Source organism: Aquimarina sp. U1-2 (assembly GCF_017897595.1).
Taxonomy (GTDB): Bacteria; Bacteroidota; Bacteroidia; order Flavobacteriales; family Flavobacteriaceae; genus Aquimarina.
On sequence record NZ_JAGKIK010000006.1, the window covers coordinates 38,685 to 57,485 of the forward strand.

An 18,801-nucleotide genomic window follows, 5' to 3' on the forward strand; every position below is an offset into this window, starting at 1 on the left:
TAGATTTAGCTATCTTTCACCAATCGCAATCCGGTGAATTGCCATCTCAAATACGGGTGAAAAAAATTACGATATGTAGGTCTTGTATGATGTTGTGGTGTTGCTACAGAACCACCACGCAACACCTTTTGATTAACCATGAATTTCCCGTTGTATTCTCCTAAGGCTCCTGCGGCTTTTTTATAGTTAGGATAGGGAGCATAGGCACTTTCTGTCCATTCCCAACGATGTCCCCATTCGAAATGAGATTGAGCAACTTCCCATTCGAACTCTGTGGGTAAGCGCTCTCCTTTCCATTGAGAAAAAGCATAAGCTTCGTAATATGAAATATGAGTAACGGGAGCATTTAGATTTACTTTTTTTAATCCTTGCAATGTGTATTGATGATAGTGGCCTTCAATAAGATGCCAGTAGAGGGGTGTTTTAATTTGTTCTTTGCGCACCCAATCCCACGCTTCGGCATGCCAAAATAAACTATTATCATAGCCTCCATCCTCAATAAAACTAAGATATTCTTTATTAGAAACTAATTTATTCGAGATCGTATATTCTTCAAGATATACCTTATGCACTCCTAATTCATTATCATAACAAAAATCAATGCCTTTATGACCGATATCGTAAACCCCCTCTTCAATAGTTATGTATTTTTTTGGATGATCAGGAGTATGATTTTCAGTAAACGTCTCGTTGTATTTAGGCAATAGCGGATTGTTACCTAGGATGTATTTTATATCGGTAATGAGCAATTCTTGATGTTGTTTTTCATGATGAATACCAATCTCAACCAGTTCTTGTATTTTTTCATCCTCATTATCTTCTAGAAACGCCTGTAAATGCGAGGTTATATAATCTCTATATTCGTACACCTGACTTACGGTAGGTCTGGATAAGTTTCCTCTATCGGTTCGCACCACTCGTTTTCCTACACTTTCGTAGTAGCTATTAAAAACAAAAGCGTATTCGGGATGAAATCTTTGATAGTTAGCAGCGTATTTTGATAGTATAAATTCTTCAAAGAACCAGGTAGTATGACCTAAATGCCATTTTGGTGGTGATACATCTACTATAGGCTGGATTACATAATCTTCTATCTCAAGAGGAGCACAAATTTCTTCTGTATCAGATCGGGTTTTTAGAAAAAGTGTTAGTAAATTATCAGTAATAATCATAAAAAAATATATTCGATTTACGAATATTCTCAAATTTACTGATTTTTTATGGTATTATGCTTTCAGTAAGGTTAATGCAATGTTAAAATACAAAGAGTCCTTTATTTCTGTGGAGGTCTAAATGTAATAGGCACCTCATAAGCGATGGCAATAGGTTTGTTGCCCCATTTACCAGGTTGCATTTTAGGAATAGCTCGAATAATTCGTATGGCTTCTCTTTGCAAATATCGGTGAGCTCCTGTGACATCAATTACTTCTACCTTACCTTTTTTATTAATAATAAATTCTACAGTAACGGTACCTGAAAGTGCTTGATTTATTGCGACCTCTGGATATTCAAAAGTTGATATGATGTGATTTCTTAGTTTTTGATCAAAACATTGGGTTGGTGTCTGCCTGGATCTATCACACTTTGGCCATAAGGGAGTTATTCCTTTTTCGTTTGCATTTTCTTGAGACAATATAATAGCATCTTGAGAAAAAATAATTCCAGATGTTATTAACAGTAGTAATAGTAGTAGTTTTTTCATGTGTACTCATTTTAAATTTGGGGGCGTTAAACCGCGACCTTTCCCTTTATGTGTGGGTGTGGATCATAGCCAACTAATTTAAAATCATCAAAAACGAAGCCAAAAATATTTTTCACTTCAGGATTAATGATCATTTTAGGTAATTTGCGAGGTTCTCTAGATAGCTGAAGCTCTAGTTGTTCTATATGATTATTGTAGATATGAGCATCTCCAAAGGTATGTATAAATTCTCCTGCTTCATATCCACAAACTTGTGCGATCATCATCGTAAAAAGCGCATACGAAGCAATATTGAAAGGCACACCTAAAAAGATATCTGCGCTACGCTGATACAATTGGCAAGATAATTTTCCATTAGCAACATAAAATTGAAAAAATGCATGACAGGGTGGTAAGGCTGCTTTGCCATTGGCCACATTCTCTGAAAAAGGCACCGAAGTATCCGGTAGTACGCTTGGATTCCAAGCAGAAACTAGCATCCTCCTACTATCCGGATTATTTTTAAGGGAGGTGATAACCTCTTTTATTTGATCAATTTCATCACCATTCCAATTGCGCCATTGATATCCGTAAACTGGACCTAAATCGCCATTATCGTTTGCCCATTCATTCCAAATGCGAACCCCATTTTCCTTAAGGTATGCGATATTGGTATCTCCTTTTAGAAACCATAAAAGCTCATGAATGATGGATTTGAGATGCAATTTTTTAGTAGTGACCATAGGAAAACCTTCACTCAGGTCGAAACGCATTTGATAACCAAACACGCTTTTTGTTCCCGTTCCCGTTCGATCTTCCTTCGCATTCCCATTTTCTAAAACATGGCGTACGAGCTCATGATATTGCCTCATAGTATTCCTTACCGTTTGTGTTTATCTTTTAAGTTTGCTTAGTGAACTGATTTAAACTTAACTATTACTGTCACTTTAGAGCCCTTCCTGTTGGTGAAATACAAAAAGTCTAACGATGTTCAGTGCTTTCCAAATATACAAAAAATAGATTTCGACGTACATTTCCTACCAAAGAATGTAGCATCTCCTTTTATCGCTAACAAAAATTATCATATTACTAAAATATAGTCAAAAAAATTATCCAATTATCATTCCTGCAATCGTTGCAGATAATAATGAAGCTATAGTTCCTCCTAAAAGAGCTTTCATTCCAAATTCTGATAATGTTTTACGTTGACCCGGAGCTAAAGAACCAATGCCTCCTATTTGGATACCGATTGAAGCAAAATTTGCAAATCCGCATAACATGTAGGTAGCCATAATTATAGATTTACTATACGTAAGGTGAAGTGGATTTGCCGGATTTTTTAAATCTGCCAGTTGAATATACCCCACAAACTCACTAGCAGCTAATTTGATACCCAGTAATTGCCCCATAAGCATCATATCTTCTTTAGCAACACCAATCAACCACATTAACGGGGCAAATGTAGTCCCCAGAATAACTTCAAGAGAAAATGAATCATACGGTGTATGTTGAGCAATAAAAGAATTGATAGAAGTGATCGTGCCGAACCAGCCTAAAATACCGTTAAGCATTGCAATAAGTGCAACAAATACAAGTAGCATCGCCCCTACGTTGGCAGCTAATTTAAGCCCCTCGGTAGTACCATTTGCAATAGAATCCAGTACATTAGCTCCTATTTTATCTTGAGTTATCTCGATAGTAATATCAAACGCTTCGGTTTGTGGATATAGAATTTTTGAAATTACTACTGCACCGGGCGCAGCCATTACAGATGCGGCTAATAGATGTTTTGCAAAAATCAATTTTAAGGCTTCGTCATCTCCACCTAAAAATCCAATATAAGCAGCCAAAACACCACCAGCAACCGTTGCCATACCCCCAATCATTACTAGTAAAATTTCAGACCGATTCATACGTTCGAGATATGCCTTGATCATTAAAGGAGCTTCTGTTTGGCCCAGAAAAATATTTCCTGCAACGCTCAAACTTTCTGCTCCAGAAATTTTGAGTAATTTGGTAAGAATCCATGCCAACGCCTGAACTATCTTTTGAATCACCCCTAGATAAAATAACAAAGAAGTAAGCGCCGAAAAGAATATGATAGTTGGTAATACCTGAAAAATGAATATAAAACCATAAGAATTAACATCCATAATACCCCCAAGTAAAAACTCGCTTCCGGCCACAGTATAATCCAATATGGCGACAAAGAGGCCTCCAACAAATTCAAAAGCACTTTGTATAAAACTAATTTTAAGTACTCCTATGGCCAATAACAACTGAGCGCCAAGACCGATACCTACAGTTTTCCAGTTTACGTTTTTTCGATCACTGCTACATAGAAATGATATAATTAATAGAACAAGCATTCCTAAAATCCCTCTCCACAAACTATGAAACGAAAAACCCTGACTTGGGATAATAGTGCCTACTGAAGTTTCTAACTGAACGTAAGAAGGGTGGGCATTAGAGATTAAAGTGATGACTTCATTCCCTTTTTTGAGTTTTAATTCATTTGAAGTTTCCATCACAACTTCATAATAAACATCTACAACTTTGGGTACCTTCTGTTTGCAAACAATTAATTTATTATTTTGAAGCCAATACCCGCTGGTATATTTCTTATTTAGTAATGAACTGTATGAACCGTTTTCGTTCAACACTATGAAATCTTTCCCCAGATTAAATGCTTTGTTTTCTGAAATACTATCGGGGTATTTAAAGAAAGAAGTGTATTTTGCAACCTGCCAAAACGAAGATCTTAAAGGAATTTTAGCTGAAACATTTTCAGTTTTATGAGCTATGGTATCCATACGATAATCAACTTCTGAAGGTGAAGATTGGGCGTATGAGACTATAAGAATGAATGATGAAAATAGAAAAGTAAGTAATTCTTTCTTCATAAAAATTAAAAGCGGTTAGAAAAATAGATAGTAATTTTTTGAATCGTGTAACGACGATAACGATAGTATGTTAGGCACGTTTAGAAATTTCATCTCTAATTCGTGCAGCAAGTTCGTAATCTTCATTGTTTACTGCTTGTTCTAACATTTTATTAAGTTCTTCGAGAGATAAATCTTTATAACTGGTTTCTTTTCCTATCATTTCGACATCTTCAGATACCAACTCATCAACCAATAAACTTTCAGGATCCTCGTCATCATCTTTTTTCGGATTAACTTTAAGGTAAATCCCGGCTTGATCTAGGATATTTTTGTACGTAAATATAGGGGCTTGAAAACGTAATGCTAGTGCGATAGCGTCACTAGTTCGTGCATCTATAATCTCTTCAATTTTATCTCTTTCGCAAATCACGCTAGAATAAAACACGCCATCTACTAATTTATGAATGATAACCTGTTTTACTACAATATCAAATCTATCGGCAAAATTTTTGAAAAGATCATGTGTTAATGGTCTAGGAGGTTTGATCTCTTTCTCTAAAGCTATGGCAATGGACTGTGCTTCAAATGCACCAATAACTATCGGTAGCTTTCTCTCTCCATCAACTTCACTCAAAATTAGTGCGTATGCCCCGTTCTGGGTTTGACTGTACGATATTCCTTTTATATTCAGTCGAACTAAACTCATAATGCTCTCAATAAAAAAAGGCTGTTTGAACGCATGGACTTTTACCTAAGTTCAAACAGCCCTTAATTGGGCACAATTTATGAAAATTATGCGTTATTCGACTTAAATTCCTTTAATTTTTCGATAAGTGTAGGTACTACTTCAAAAGCGTCTCCTACGATTCCGTAATCTGCGGCTTTAAAGAATGGAGCCTCAGGATCATTATTGATAACCACCTTTACTTTGCTTGCATTAATACCTGCCAAGTGCTGTATAGCTCCCGAAACTCCGACAGCGATATATAAGTTAGAAGCAACAGGTTTCCCTGTTTGCCCAACGTGCTCCCCATGAGGTCTCCAACCCATATCACTTACAGGTTTTGAGCATGCGGTTGCTGCTCCTAGAACGTCTGCAAGATCCTCAATCATTCCCCAGTTTTCAGGACCTTTTAATCCACGACCACCGGATACTACGATTTCTGCATCTGCAATCGATACCTTATCGGTTGCCTTATCTACGGCAGTTACGTGTACTGCAAAATCTTCATCGTTTAACGAAGGCTCAAAGGCTTCGGCAGCAGCTGCGCCTTCATTTTCTTTTAGTCCAAATGCGTTATTCGATAATCCAATGATTTTACGATCTGTAGACATTTCGGTAATGGTAAACGCCTTATTTGTAAATGCAGTACGCTTTACCTTAAATGGTGAGGTACTTTCTGGCAAGGCTACGACATTTGACGCATACCCTGCATCAAGATGCACTGCCAAAAGAGGTGCCAGAAACTTACTATCGGCAGACGAACTTATGACTACTATGTTAGCCCCTTCTTTCTCTGCCGCTTGTTTTAACGTATCTGCGTATGCTTTTGCATTGAACGTAGTTAATTTATCATCGTTTACTTCTAATACCTTATCTACACCATATGCTGCTAGCGCACTTGCATCGCCACCATGAATGCTAACGGCGCTTACTGTAGTACCAAGCATGTTTGCTACTTCTTTGGCATAAGAAGCCACTTCGAAAGCCGCTTTTTTAAACTTCCCTCCTTCACTTTCTGTGTATACTAAAACTGACATATTATTTTCTTTTTTAAATAGCTTTTGCTTCGTTATGTAATAAATCTATAAGTTCCTGAACGTTATCGGGTGAAACTAACTTTACATCTCCTTTGGGAGCGGGTTTTTCAAATTCAACGGCTTTGGTCTCCTGATTGGCATCTACAGGTTCTACTACCGACAGCGGTTTTTTACGTGCCATCATAATTCCTCTCATGTTTGGGATACGAAGATCACTTTCTTCGACCAAGCCCTTTTGCCCGCCTACAACCAATGGTAATTTTGCCGTTGATGTTTCTTTACCTCCATCTATTTCGCGTATAGCAGTCGCAGTATCCCCTTCTATTTCTAAACCAATACATGTATTCACAAAATTAGCTCCTGTAAGTGCCGCAACCATACCAGGTACCATACCCCCGTTATAATCGATAGATTCTCGACCCCCAATAACCAAGTCATACCCTCCGTCTTGAACGACTTTTGCTAATTGCTTTGCCACAAAAAAACCATCGGTGGCTTCTGCATTTACGCGAATCGCATTATCTGCACCAATAGCAAGAGCCTTTCGCAATGTGGGTTCTGTTTCGGGACCCCCTACATTCACTACGTCTACAGAAGCACCTTGCTTCTCTTTGAACCACATGGCACGTGTTAAGCCAAACTCATCGTTAGGATTGATAACAAATTGAACTCCGTTAGTATCGAATTTTGTATCACCGTCTGTAAAATTAATTTTTGAAGTTGTGTCTGGCACATGGCTTATACAAACTAATATCTTCATTTTATATCGTTATTTTTTGAGAATTTAATAATAAATACGAAGGTACGAATAAAAAGTCTAATTTACTATGCGTGCATAATAAATTTTTTAGTATTCGTCCCTACTCAAAGGGTTTAAATTGCTACTTTTGCCTTTCGTGTAGCACAAAATAATACGTAAATTCATGAAAACGATACAATTTAGAGAAGCCATTTGCGAAGCAATGAGTGAAGAAATGCGACGTGACTCGTCTATTTATCTAATGGGAGAAGAAGTTGCAGAATACAACGGAGCTTACAAAGCAAGTAAAGGTATGTTAGACGAATTTGGTGCCGAACGCGTAATAGACACCCCTATCTCTGAGTTAGGTTTTGCAGGGATTGGTGTAGGAAGTGCCATGAATGGCAATCGACCTATTATAGAGTTTATGACTTTTAATTTCTCGTTGGTTGGAATCGATCAAATTATAAATAACGCGGCCAAGATGCGACAAATGAGTGGGGGTCAGTTTAATATTCCAATTGTGTTTAGAGGACCTACGGCTTCTGCCGGTCAGCTAGGAGCTACACATTCTCAAGCTTTTGAAAACTGGTTTGCCAATACTCCAGGATTAAAAGTTGTAATTCCATCAAACCCAAAAGATGCTAAAGGCTTATTGAAATCAGCTATTAGAGATGACGATCCTGTAATTTTCATGGAAAGTGAACAAATGTACGGCGATAAAGGAGAAGTGCCTGAAGGAGAATTTACAATACCTCTGGGAGTAGCTGAAACAAAAAGAGAAGGAAAGGATGTTACCATTGTTTCATTTGGTAAAATCATAAAAGAAGCTTATAAAGCAGCAGATGAATTATCTAAAGATGATATTTCTTGCGAAATTATAGATCTTAGAACTGTTCGGCCTTTGGATCTTGATGCTATCTTCGCATCGGTTAAAAAAACAAATCGCTTAGTTATTTTGGAAGAAGCATGGCCACTAGCCAACATAGCTTCAGAAATCACCTATCAGGTTCAATCTAATATCTTTGACTATCTTGATGCGCCTATCATCAAAATTAATACGGCAGATACTCCCGCTCCTTATTCACCGGTATTACTAAAAGAATGGCTACCTAATAGTAATGACGTCATTAATGCCGTAAAAAAAGTGATGTACAAATAAAATTAAGCTTTTCTTTTTACGTTGTATCAATTTTAATAGTACATCCTATTTTAACCAACCTAAATCGATATGATTTATGTGACCGCCTTACGTACTAATTTTAATATTTCTAAATGAGAGATCTAATTTTAGGAATATTACTTACACTATTTAGCTGTTCCTATAGTATCTCGCAAACCAAAGTAGGCGGGCAGGTATTTGATAATAACAACCAACCCATACCTTTTGCCAATGTAGTTTTCACAAATTCGACCGTGGGTACCATAACCGATGAAAATGGACGATTTTATATGGAGTCTGATGATAGTCACTCTGTTCTAAAAGTTTCGTTTATTGGTTTTGAAACAAAATCTATAGCGCTTACAAAGCGCGTAACATATGATATGAAAATCGTCCTTGAAGAAGAAGCTGCAGATCTTGATGCCGTATTCATTTTTAAAGGAAAAACCTCGAAAAAAAATAATCCTGCCATAGCTATTCTTCGCAAAATCTGGGATAATAGACGTGAAAACGGTGTAAAAAAATTCAAACAATATCAATACGATAAATACGAGAAACTTGAATTTGATCTAAATACCATAGACAGTGCGCTAATTAATAGCAGAATATTCAATGGTATGGAGTTTATTTTTGACGATGTTGATACTTCTAGAGTTACTGGTAAAACATATTTGCCTATTTTTTTAAACGAAGCCATTTCAAAAGTGTATGGTGATAATACCAACGACGAATTTAAAGAAATACTAAAAGGTAATAAAAATGCCGGATTTAGTGATAACCAGACGTTGATCGCTTTTGTTAAAGATCTATATTCAGATTATGATGTGTACGACAACTACTTAAAGTTTTTTGACAAAAGCTTTACCAGTCCGCTATCCCGAACAGGAATTAATGTATATAATTATGTGCTTACCGACAGTGCGTATATAGGAAACAAATGGTGTTATAATATCGTTTATTATCCTCGTCGAAAGAACGAACTCACTTTTAAAGGAGATTTTTGGGTAAATGATACGACTTGGGCAATTAAAGAAATCAATCTTAAGGTTACCAAAAGTGCAAATATCAACTGGGTAAAAGATCTGTATATCGAACAAGAATTTGATGTGCTCAATGATTCTATTTTTTTAATCACCAAAGATTACTTCCAATCTGATTTTGCATTAAGTAAAAAAGAAAGTTCTAGGGGTGTCTACGGAAAAAGAACCACACTTTTTGATCATTATAAATTTGATATAAAAAAGGACAAAAAGTTTTATCAAAGTCAGGTCGATCCTTATGATCAGGACATTTATCATCGCGAAGATTCTTTTTGGAAAAATGCCCGAATGGAAGAACTCAATAAAGATGAACAAAAAGTATATAAATTACTAGATACACTTCGCACAGTAAAAGCCTTTAAAAGACTCTACAATATAGGCACTATTCTTGCCACCGGTTATATTGAATTTGATGGTTTTGACTTTGGCCCCTTGTTTTCTACAGTTGGTTTTAATGAGATTGAAGGATGGAGGCTACGAGCGGGCGGTAGAACCTATTTTACCGCCAATGACAGATGGCGTATAGAAGGATACGGTGCATACGGTTTTAATGATGACAAGTTCAAATACGGTTTGTCGGGCAAATATCTGGTTGACCGAAAATCAAGACTTATCGTCTCTGCAGGAAACCGAAGAGATGTTGAACAACTGGGAGCCAGCTTAACAAATACAAACGATGTAGAAGGCAGAAGTCTTGCCTCGTCTGCCATCATCGCTACTGGAGATAATGATCGGTTAACTTCTATTAACTTATCAGCTTTATCTTTACAACTAGAGCCTAGAAAGAACTTTACTATTGGTATTACAGGCTCATTTAGAACGCTAAAACCCGCTGACCGTTCCCTATTTAGTCTGGACTATTTAGACCCTGAAACCAACGAGTTAAAAACAAAGATAAAACAAACCGAAATTGCTACTACTCTTGCCTATTTCCCCGGTCGAAAAACCACGGGATATGGAGTAGACAGAAATGTAATAAATGATGGTGATTTTGCGACATTGTTTCTAAACTATGGTGTAGGACTTCAAGATATTATCGAAAGTGATTTTGAATATCAAAAAATACAATTTTTATATCAACAACCCTGGAATATTGGTGGTTTTGGCAGACTCAATAGTACGTTAGAACTAGGTAAAACTTTTGGTGAAGTTCCACTGGGGTTATTAAGCGTTATACCGGGTAACCAAACACTCTTATCGATTTACAATACATTTCCGTTACTTAATTTCTACGAATTTGTTACCGATACATATGTTACCATGCATCTCGAACATAATTTTAACGGGCGAATATTTTCAAGAATACCTTTATTGCGAAAACTAAATCTTAGAGAGTTAGTAGGTTTACGAGGTGCCTGGGGTCAATTATCTGAAGAAAATCTTTTGTTAAGTGCTCCTTCAAATGAAAGTCTAATTGCGCCCGAAGATGAAATATATTGGGAATATAGTCTGGGCGTAGGTAATATTTTTAAGATCTTCAGGATTGATTTTCATTTTAGAGGAAATTATTTTGATAATCCCGACGCCCGTAAATTTGGAGTCACCGGTTCGTTTGGTTTCTATTTCTAGCAAAACCACATACCAACTTCGTTATCGCCTATAGGGCTTTTAAGATTTCCTTTCTACTGAAAACGTTATAGTTTATCTTAACATTAAGATTTGAAAAAAAAAAGAAATAATTTCTTCACATAAATTTTAACTAACCCCTTGTAATACCTATATTTGCCGCCCATTAAATAGAACATAAAAATTATGAGCGCAGCTACAAAGGACAGCTTTGACGTGTTAATTGAAATCCCAAAAGGAAGTCGTAACAAATATGAATACGACTTCGAAATAAAAAAAATACGATACGACCGCATGATATTTTCTTCGATGATGTATCCTGCAGACTATGGCTTTATTCCAGAAACCATGGCGCTAGATGGAGACCCTCTCGATGTTCTGGTACTCGTTACCGAGCCTACATTCCCGGGTTGTGTGATGGAGGTTAAACCCATTGGCGTATTTCATATGGCAGACGAGAAAGGACCTGATGAAAAAATCATATGTGTTCCGGTTTCTGATCCTATAGCCAGCAGATTAGCAGATTTGAAAGAGATGAACTCTCACCTAATTAAAGAAATCGAACATTTTTTTCAGGTATACAAAGATCTAGAAAAGAAAAAAGTTGATGTTGGAGGATGGGGTAATATCGAAGAAGCAAAACAAATTATTAAAGATTGTGTAAAACGTTTCGAAGAGCTCGAAGACAAGCCTAAAGGATTGTTCAGTATTTACTAAACCTAGAGCTAATACGCATAAAAAAGCGCAATGTTTACTATAAAATATTGCGCTTTTTCTATTTAGGGTATTTTTACTACTTTTAGCGACTAATTAACTTAAAATATATTTAATGGAATCAAATATGATCTTTGTGCCAATTGCATTGGCGATTTTGGGGTTACTTTTCATGTTTATCAAAATGGCTTGGGTAAAAAAACAAGCTCCGGGTAATGAAAAAATGCAAGAAATTTCAAAAAGCATTAAAGAAGGCGCCCTTGCCTTTCTTGCTGCAGAATATAGATTGCTCGTACTCTTCGTAATTATAGCATCGTTGGCTCTTTTTGGCATATCCATGTTTGTCCCTACAACGAGCTGGATGATTGTTCCGGCATTTATATTTGGTGCTATATTTTCTGCTCTTGCCGGTAATATAGGTATGCGCATAGCGACCGAGGCAAATGCGAGAACAGCAGAAGCTGCAAAAACCAGTCTTCCGCAGGCGCTTAAGGTATCTTTTGGAGGAGGAACAGTAATGGGGTTAGGTGTTGCCGGTCTTGCAGTATTAGGACTAAGCTTATTTTTTATGTTTTTTACTAGTCAGTTTATGGGCGCAGAAGGTTCTTTCTATACCAATATGACTATTGTATTAGAAGCACTTGCCGGATTTTCGCTAGGTGCAGAATCAATAGCGCTTTTTGCCCGTGTAGGCGGTGGTATTTATACTAAAGCCGCAGACGTAGGTGCAGATCTCGTAGGAAAAGTAGAAGCGGGTATCCCAGAAGATGATCCTCGTAACCCTGCGACTATTGCCGATAACGTGGGAGACAATGTTGGAGATGTAGCCGGGATGGGAGCAGATTTATTTGGTTCTTATGTAGCCACGGTGCTAGCCGCAATGGTACTAGGTAATTATTTGATTAGAGATATGTCGCAAAACACCCCTTTTACCGATGCCTTCGGAAATATGGGACCTATATTACTTCCTATCGTAATTGCTGGGGTTGGTATTTTGGCTTCAATTATAGGAACATTTTTGGTAGGGGTAAAAAATAATGATGCCAAAGAAGCTCAGGTGCAAAAAGCGTTAGATTTAGGAAACTGGGTTGCTATTATCCTAACTATTATAGCGAGTTACTTCCTAATTCAATACATGTTGCCTGAAACATTAATCATGAATTTCTTTGGAGAGGGCGCAAAAGAAGTAGCTGCTATGAACGTATTTTATGCATCTCTTATTGGTCTTGCTGTAGGGGCCCTTATTTCGGTAGTAACCGCATATTACACAAGCTTGGGTAAAAAACCTGTTCTTGATATTGTTCAAAATAGTTCTACCGGTGCGGCCACGAATATTATAGCTGGTCTCGCTGTAGGGATGAAATCTACTTTTTTATCTGTAATTCTTTTTGCTGCGGCTATTTATGGATCATACGAGCTTGCTGGATTTTATGGTGTTGCTTTGGCAGCTTCCGCAATGATGGCTACTACAGCTATGCAATTAGCAATCGACGCTTTTGGACCAATTGCCGACAATGCAGGAGGTGTAGCCGAAATGAGTGAATTAGAAGATCATGTGCGTGAACGTACAGACATTCTTGACTCAGTTGGAAACACTACCGCAGCAGTTGGTAAAGGATTCGCCATTGCTTCCGCAGCACTAACAGCATTAGCATTATTCGCAGCTTATGTTACGTTTACCGGGATCGATGGTATTAATATCTTTAAAGCCGATGTGTTGGCTATGTTATTTGTAGGCGGAATGATCCCTGTTATTTTTTCTGCCCTGGCTATGAAATCTGTGGGTAAAGCCGCTATGGAAATGGTGCAGGAAGTTCGTCGTCAATTTCGAGAAATTCCAGGAATTATGGAAGGTACAGGCACACCCGAATATGCAAAATGCGTTGATATTTCGACAAAAGCCGCTTTAAAAGAAATGATTCTACCCGGATTAATTACGATAATCACTCCCATTATCATAGGCTTGTTGTTTGGTGCAGAACCTCTTGGAGGATATATGGCTGGTGTTTGTGTATCTGGTGTAATGTGGGCGATTTTTCAAAATAATGCAGGAGGAGCTTGGGACAACGCTAAGAAATCGTTTGAAGCAGGGGTCGAAATCGATGGTGAGATGACCTACAAAGGGTCTGATGCGCATAAAGCCGCAGTAACCGGCGACACTGTTGGGGATCCTTTTAAAGATACTTCTGGACCATCTATGAATATTTTAATTAAACTTACCTGTTTGGTGGGCTTGGTGATCGCTCCAATCCTAGGTGGTCATACCGAAGAATCTGTAGCAAACGATCAAAATTTTGAAATTATCAATGGCGATAGTATAACTAAGGATGAAGGGGCTATCGAAATAGTAACTAGCCAACTACTAGAAGAAAAGAAAAATCAAAATCAAACTAAAAATTAAAAATTGAAAGAAGCTGATGCTTTAGTAATGGTATCTTAGTGTAATGTTTAAAATTTCATTACCGTAAAATCTCATAATTGACAACAAACAACCTCTTTCTTTTGATCGAGGTTGTTTATTTTTAACCCGCGCTTTGTGCATTAGAAAATCTATTACGGCTTTAAACTGCTGCAAAACCAAACACTACGTTGTATTTTTAAGTTTCAGCATAGCGATGCTATACTGAAACTTAAAAAACACTTGGTTTTATGGCATTTTCAACCCTCATAACGAAATTCTAATACCTAAAGCGGGTTTAACATAAAATCTGTCTTTACTCATGTTTAGAAAAAAAGCATTACGAATAAATACATACTTAGGATATGGTACTAAAGATAATTTTCATGCGAAAGGCAGAGCACTCGAAGATGAAAATGTAACGTTTGATCTCAATCAAAAGACTTTTAAAACGTTAAAAAACATTTACAAGCAACTAGAAAGTGATGAAATTCGAGATGCACACCTTACATTGAAGCTTTCGAATGGGGAGATTTATAAAACTGTAGGCGATAAAGAAGGATATTATCACTTCGATATTATCGAACAAGACCTAGATGAATTGACAAATGATGAAGGTTGGATACCTTATACCGTATCTTATCAAGAAAAGTATGAATCCCGTAACATTTCTAATAATAATATTTTCCCCGGTAATATGCTCATTCCTTCTAAAAAAGCGGAGTTCGGGGTGATTAGTGATATAGACGATACGATATTACATACTGGCGTAGCCTCATTGTTTAAATGGAGGGTGATTGCTAATACAATATTCAAAAATTTTGACAAAAGATTACCGATAGAGGGAACAGTTCACTTTTATCAAAAATTACGATTAGGAACAAACAATCTACCTGTTAATCCTTTCTTTTATGTGAGTAATAGTCCGTGGAATTTATATGACTACCTTACCGCTTTCTTTGAAAAACATCTTTTCCCACGCGGACCTATATTGTTACGAGATTTGAGAACCCCATTTGATAAAACTCCTAAACCTAAAATACCACATAAGCAATCTGAAATTCTGAATCTTTTACATATGTATTCCGAAATGAACTTTGTTTTAATAGGAGATAGTGGTGAAAAAGATGCCGATATTTATACCAAAATTGCCAAAGAATTTCCAACACGCATTTTAGCTATTTACTTAAGAAATGTAAACCATCGTAAAAAGGAAAGACGAATTAAAAAAATAATACAATCTTTTGATATTGCTCCCATAGTACTCGTTCATAGTTCTGAACAAGCAATCGAGCATGCAAAAAAACACGGATTTATAAACTAACTTTTCATATTTCTAACTTCAGAAGTAAGGGCCACCATAGCTTCTTGCAGTTGTTTAATACTCGCAGTATCAGAATTGGCATCAATATTAAAACTTAATTTACTATTTACTTCCCAAAGTTCAATAACCTGATGCGTTTGAATATTGTATGGTAAATACTCGGCATTTAATGAAATTAAAGTAAGTACCGAAGCATCTTCATTTTTCCTGATTTTTTTAACGACAACGCTATCTTCAAGAACAACAACACAAATTACGTGGTTACCAATTTCAGAAAGATTATTAACAGCTTTGCCAATCACCCATTCTTTAGGTTCTAAAAGAGGCATCATACTATCACCTTCTACTTGAAAACCACGATACGTAGCATTTCTATATTCTGGTAAAGGGATATCAAACGCCGGCAGTTGCTGATACCAATCTACATCCTGAACATTATGAGGATAGCCTGCTGCCGCTTTAATAGTAACCAAAACTATATTCTCGTTATTTTGAGAATCTATAGTGATCACTTTGGGGGATACATCCCCTTGGTACAATTGAATTTTTTTCTGGTTACTCTCACCAAACAACCAAAGCGGATTAACATTAAATTCTTGTAACAATTTGGCTACGACTTTACCAGAAATTTTCGTTTTTCCCCGTTCAATATCTGCAGTAGAATTTTTGATTTGCAGCACTTGGGCAAAATCAGATTGGGTATAATGATTTTCTTCGCGAATTTGTTTAAATCGCTTAATGGTTTGGTCAGTTATAGTATCCATACATTCAGGATTTTTAATTAGTATTTCACCTGTACTTTATTCTGTTCTGTAGTTTGTGCTACTATACTTATTTTTTTTATTCTAACAAGATCGACTTGCTATTTGACACAATTTAAGGATTTGGGATAATCAGTAACAAAGATAAAAGATTTTGGAATATTTCCAATTTTAACATAATTATATTTCAATATATATGGAAAATTTCCATAAATTTGGAAAAATTACAAGATACTTTGTTTCTTATGACCACACAAATACTCCCACTTTATCGTAAAAAACCCGAAGATCGTATAAAACACACTTTGGATAATACTATAAAATCCACCAACCTTCTTGCTACTAAGTTATATCAAAAGGGGTATGAATTTCAAAAAAATCATCATATTGATACTTACAACTTTGATTTTTATTGCCCAAAATTAAAAATAGCGATAGAAATAGATGGATATACTCATGAGTTTGAGGACATTTATAACCTAGATGCTACCAAAAAACTATACATCTCATTTTTGGATATTACTGTGCTTAGATTTTCAGATTATCAAATCCTTGTCGATATTGATCAAGTTCTTAGAACCATAAAGAATCAGGTGTTCATAGCCTCATTATCATCCTATGTCGTTTGACCGTATTAAAGAAAAACTCTCCATCTTAGCCGATGCGGCTAAGTATGATGTTTCATGCGCAAGTAGTGGTGGTAAGCGAGCAAATCATAACAAAGGTCTTGGCACCAATACTGGTATGGGCATCTGCCATAGTTACACAGAGGATGGGCGCTGTGTTTCTTTATTAAAAATCCTTCTTACCAATCATTGTATTTATGATTGCGCATACTGTATTACTCGTAAAAGTAATGACATTAAACGAGCTGCTTTCAAAATTCAAGAAGTTGTAGATCTTACCATTAATTTTTATAGAAGAAATTATATAGAAGGGCTATTTTTAAGTTCAGGTATTTTTAAAAATGCCGATTATACGATGGAACGCCTTGTTTCTGTTGCAAAAAAACTTCGGTTAGAAGAAAACTTTAATGGGTATATTCATCTTAAATCTATTCCAGGAGCTAGTGATGAATTAATGAGAGAAGCTGGGTTGTATGCAGATCGCTTAAGTGTTAATATAGAAATACCAACAGTATCAGGTCTTAAATTATTAGCTCCAGATAAAAAACATGAAGATTTTATCAAACCCATGAAAAAGGTTAAAGATGAAATTATTCAGTATAAAGCTGAAAAAAAAATCATAAAAAGCACACCTAGATTTGCTCCTGCCGGGCAAAGTACACAAATGATTATCGGAGCTACAGGAGAGAGTGATCGAGATATTATGTATTCTGCGTCGTACTACTACAAAGAATTTAATATGAAACGAGTCTACTATTCGGGCTACGTACCTGTACTCGCCGACGATAGATTACCATCATTAGGTACCGAAGTCCCGATCCTTAGGGAAAATAGACTTTATCAAACAGATTGGCTCCTTAGATTTTATGGATTCTCTGTTCATGAAATTTTGAATGAATCGAATAAGTATCTCGAACTTGACATAGATCCCAAATTGAGCTGGGCGCTTCGTAATCTAGATCTATTCCCTATTGATATCAACAAGGCCGATAAACGAATGATAGCACGCGTACCAGGTATAGGTTTGAAATCGGTACACAAAATAGTGCAAGCCAGAACATTTAGAAAATTAGATTGGTCGCATTTAAAAGCTATTGGTATCGCGTTAAATAGAGCCCAGTACTTTATCATATGCAATTCGAAAGATTTTTATAAAAAGGATCATTCTGAAACAATACTTAAAAGACTCATATTAAAAACATCAAACAGTAAATATAAAAAGCATTTTAACCAACAATTAAGCCTATTCTCATAAATTAAGAAGCTATGAATCCACAAACGATTTTACTTTATGATGGAACATTTGATGGATTTTTAACATGTGTTTTTACGGTATATGATCAAAATATTTCAGATGTGGTCATACAGCATTACCATCTTGATCACAATCAATTGTTTTCGGTCATTGAGGATGTGATTACTCAAAAACACCTAGCTCATCGCGTTTGGAAAGGTTTTAAAGAAAAAACGACAAAAAATGAACAAAATGACTTTTTTAAAGCGTTTTTGAGTGAAATTAAAGGTGTCGAGAATACATTATTGAGTTATATGAGATCCATTTTTAATAGAAAATCAATTAAAACTATCGATTTCAGCAATAAAGATATTCTTAAAATAAGTCAGGTAGCTCGCATGGTAGCAAGAGAAAAACATAGAATGGAGGCATTTGTAAGATTTCAACTAACCAAAGATGAAATCTATGTGGCTACCGTTGCTCCCGATTTTAATGTGCTACCCCTAATTATAAAGCATTTTAGGGATCGCTACGCCGATCAAAAGTGGCTTATATTTGATACTTCCAGAAACTATGGAATTTTTTACAACCTAAAAACTGTAGAAATGATACGTTTTGAAGATAAAAAAGGATTGGATCCCAAGTGTATTTCAAAAAACCATAATCTACAAGAATCCAATTTTCAGGAGTTATGGAATGTGTATTACAAAAACGTCAATATTTCATCTCGAAATAATAAAAAATTACATGAACAACATCTTCCTAAACGATATTGGAAATACCTTACTGAAAAAAATGGTATGTAATTACCCATCTCTTTACCATTATAAAAACGCGCTTTTGCAGTACCATATCCTAGCCTATCTCACTTAAAGTGTGGATTTTTTCCCCATTAAATTTTTTAATTAAA

16 protein-coding genes are annotated in these 18,801 nt (G+C 36.1%); 8 read left to right on the plus strand and 8 right to left on the minus strand.

Annotation, left to right across the window (positions count from 1 at the left end; all coding sequences use genetic code 11):
• Positions 1-5 precede the first annotated feature (5 nt).
• The 7 genes from egtB to J8281_RS09610 all read right to left on the minus strand — a co-directional run bounded on the left by egtB (position 6) and on the right by J8281_RS09610 (position 7,087).
• Positions 6-1,172, minus strand: coding sequence for an ergothioneine biosynthesis protein EgtB (egtB, locus tag J8281_RS09580; protein WP_210197581.1), 1,167 nt, complete (start codon positions 1,170-1,172; stop codon positions 6-8).
• 101 nt (positions 1,173-1,273) lie between these two features.
• Positions 1,274-1,702, minus strand: a complete 429-nt coding sequence (locus J8281_RS09585; protein ID WP_210197399.1) for an energy transducer TonB — start codon at positions 1,700-1,702, stop codon at positions 1,274-1,276.
• Positions 1,703-1,728: 26 nt separating this feature from the next.
• On the minus strand, positions 1,729-2,553 hold the full coding sequence (locus J8281_RS09590) for a thymidylate synthase (protein WP_210197400.1): 825 nt from the start codon (positions 2,551-2,553) through the stop codon (positions 1,729-1,731).
• A 237-nt stretch (positions 2,554-2,790) separates the two neighbouring features.
• The gene (locus J8281_RS09595; protein ID WP_246849062.1) at positions 2,791-4,584 is read right to left on the minus strand and encodes a NupC/NupG family nucleoside CNT transporter; all 1,794 of its coding nucleotides are present in this window, start codon (positions 4,582-4,584) and stop codon (positions 2,791-2,793) included.
• A 70-nt stretch (positions 4,585-4,654) separates the two neighbouring features.
• Positions 4,655-5,272 (minus strand): bifunctional nuclease family protein, encoded by a 618-nt coding sequence (locus J8281_RS09600; protein WP_210197401.1) that lies wholly within the window; start codon positions 5,270-5,272, stop codon positions 4,655-4,657.
• Between the two features lie 86 nt (positions 5,273-5,358).
• Positions 5,359-6,327 carry an electron transfer flavoprotein subunit alpha/FixB family protein gene (locus J8281_RS09605; protein WP_210197402.1) on the minus strand — a complete coding sequence of 323 codons (969 nt, stop codon included), beginning with the start codon at positions 6,325-6,327 and terminating at the stop codon, positions 5,359-5,361.
• A 13-nt stretch (positions 6,328-6,340) separates the two neighbouring features.
• Positions 6,341-7,087, minus strand: a complete 747-nt coding sequence (locus J8281_RS09610) for an electron transfer flavoprotein subunit beta/FixA family protein (RefSeq protein WP_210197403.1) — start codon at positions 7,085-7,087, stop codon at positions 6,341-6,343.
• Between the two features lie 163 nt (positions 7,088-7,250).
• Here J8281_RS09610 and J8281_RS09615 point away from each other — a divergent pair, with 163 nt between their 5' ends.
• The 5 genes from J8281_RS09615 to J8281_RS09635 all read left to right on the plus strand — a co-directional run bounded on the left by J8281_RS09615 (position 7,251) and on the right by J8281_RS09635 (position 15,270).
• Positions 7,251-8,228, plus strand: coding sequence for a pyruvate dehydrogenase complex E1 component subunit beta (locus J8281_RS09615; RefSeq protein ID WP_210197404.1), 978 nt, complete (start codon positions 7,251-7,253; stop codon positions 8,226-8,228).
• 113 nt (positions 8,229-8,341) lie between these two features.
• Positions 8,342-10,837, plus strand: coding sequence for a DUF5686 and carboxypeptidase-like regulatory domain-containing protein (locus J8281_RS09620; protein WP_210197405.1), 2,496 nt, complete (start codon positions 8,342-8,344; stop codon positions 10,835-10,837).
• A gap of 183 nt (positions 10,838-11,020) precedes the next feature.
• Entirely contained in the window at positions 11,021-11,551 is a 531-nt protein-coding gene (locus tag J8281_RS09625) for an inorganic diphosphatase (RefSeq protein ID WP_210197406.1), read from the plus strand.
• A gap of 112 nt (positions 11,552-11,663) precedes the next feature.
• Complete coding sequence (locus J8281_RS09630) at positions 11,664-13,949, plus strand: sodium-translocating pyrophosphatase (protein ID WP_210197407.1); 2,286 nt, start codon at positions 11,664-11,666, stop codon at positions 13,947-13,949.
• 319 nt (positions 13,950-14,268) lie between these two features.
• The gene (locus J8281_RS09635; RefSeq protein WP_210197408.1) at positions 14,269-15,270 is read left to right on the plus strand and encodes an App1 family protein; all 1,002 of its coding nucleotides are present in this window, start codon (positions 14,269-14,271) and stop codon (positions 15,268-15,270) included.
• On the opposite strand, the gene J8281_RS09640 is transcribed toward J8281_RS09635, so the two are convergent.
• Entirely contained in the window at positions 15,267-16,034 is a 768-nt protein-coding gene (locus J8281_RS09640) for an XRE family transcriptional regulator (protein ID WP_210197409.1), read from the minus strand. The genes J8281_RS09635 and J8281_RS09640 overlap by 4 nt on opposite strands.
• A 212-nt stretch (positions 16,035-16,246) precedes the next feature.
• Between J8281_RS09640 and J8281_RS09645 the strand changes: the two genes are divergently transcribed.
• The 3 genes from J8281_RS09645 to J8281_RS09655 are packed head-to-tail and all read left to right on the plus strand — an operon-like array spanning position 16,247 to position 18,697.
• Positions 16,247-16,660: an endonuclease domain-containing protein gene (locus J8281_RS09645; protein WP_210197410.1), complete on the plus strand. Its 414-nt coding sequence runs from the start codon at positions 16,247-16,249 to the stop codon at positions 16,658-16,660.
• Positions 16,650-17,912 carry a putative DNA modification/repair radical SAM protein gene (locus tag J8281_RS09650; RefSeq protein WP_210197411.1) on the plus strand — a complete coding sequence of 421 codons (1,263 nt, stop codon included), beginning with the start codon at positions 16,650-16,652 and terminating at the stop codon, positions 17,910-17,912. The genes J8281_RS09645 and J8281_RS09650 overlap by 11 nt, the downstream gene beginning before the upstream one ends.
• A gap of 11 nt (positions 17,913-17,923) precedes the next feature.
• On the plus strand, positions 17,924-18,697 hold the full coding sequence (locus J8281_RS09655) for a TIGR03915 family putative DNA repair protein (protein WP_210197412.1): 774 nt from the start codon (positions 17,924-17,926) through the stop codon (positions 18,695-18,697).
• The last annotated feature ends 104 nt before the right edge of the window (positions 18,698-18,801 follow it).

What these genes read in the sequence shown, in the direction of transcription:
- J8281_RS09595 (WP_246849062.1), bottom strand. Translation starts at nt 4,584, where the DNA reads ATGAAGAAAGAATTACTTACTTTTCTATTTTCATCATTCATTCTTATA.
- J8281_RS09655 (WP_210197412.1), top strand. Translation starts at nt 17,924, where the DNA reads ATGAATCCACAAACGATTTTACTTTATGATGGAACATTTGATGGATTT.
- J8281_RS09635 (WP_210197408.1), top strand. Translation starts at nt 14,269, where the DNA reads ATGTTTAGAAAAAAAGCATTACGAATAAATACATACTTAGGATATGGT.
- J8281_RS09620 (WP_210197405.1), top strand. Translation starts at nt 8,342, where the DNA reads ATGAGAGATCTAATTTTAGGAATATTACTTACACTATTTAGCTGTTCC.
- J8281_RS09605 (WP_210197402.1), bottom strand. Translation starts at nt 6,327, where the DNA reads ATGTCAGTTTTAGTATACACAGAAAGTGAAGGAGGGAAGTTTAAAAAA.
- J8281_RS09615 (WP_210197404.1), top strand. Translation starts at nt 7,251, where the DNA reads ATGAAAACGATACAATTTAGAGAAGCCATTTGCGAAGCAATGAGTGAA.
- J8281_RS09600 (WP_210197401.1), bottom strand. Translation starts at nt 5,272, where the DNA reads ATGAGTTTAGTTCGACTGAATATAAAAGGAATATCGTACAGTCAAACC.
- J8281_RS09585 (WP_210197399.1), bottom strand. Translation starts at nt 1,702, where the DNA reads ATGAAAAAACTACTACTATTACTACTGTTAATAACATCTGGAATTATT.
- J8281_RS09610 (WP_210197403.1), bottom strand. Translation starts at nt 7,087, where the DNA reads ATGAAGATATTAGTTTGTATAAGCCATGTGCCAGACACAACTTCAAAA.
- J8281_RS09640 (WP_210197409.1), bottom strand. Translation starts at nt 16,034, where the DNA reads ATGGATACTATAACTGACCAAACCATTAAGCGATTTAAACAAATTCGC.
- egtB (WP_210197581.1), bottom strand. Translation starts at nt 1,172, where the DNA reads ATGATTATTACTGATAATTTACTAACACTTTTTCTAAAAACCCGATCT.
- J8281_RS09625 (WP_210197406.1), top strand. Translation starts at nt 11,021, where the DNA reads ATGAGCGCAGCTACAAAGGACAGCTTTGACGTGTTAATTGAAATCCCA.
- J8281_RS09630 (WP_210197407.1), top strand. Translation starts at nt 11,664, where the DNA reads ATGGAATCAAATATGATCTTTGTGCCAATTGCATTGGCGATTTTGGGG.
- J8281_RS09650 (WP_210197411.1), top strand. Translation starts at nt 16,650, where the DNA reads ATGTCGTTTGACCGTATTAAAGAAAAACTCTCCATCTTAGCCGATGCG.
- J8281_RS09590 (WP_210197400.1), bottom strand. Translation starts at nt 2,553, where the DNA reads ATGAGGCAATATCATGAGCTCGTACGCCATGTTTTAGAAAATGGGAAT.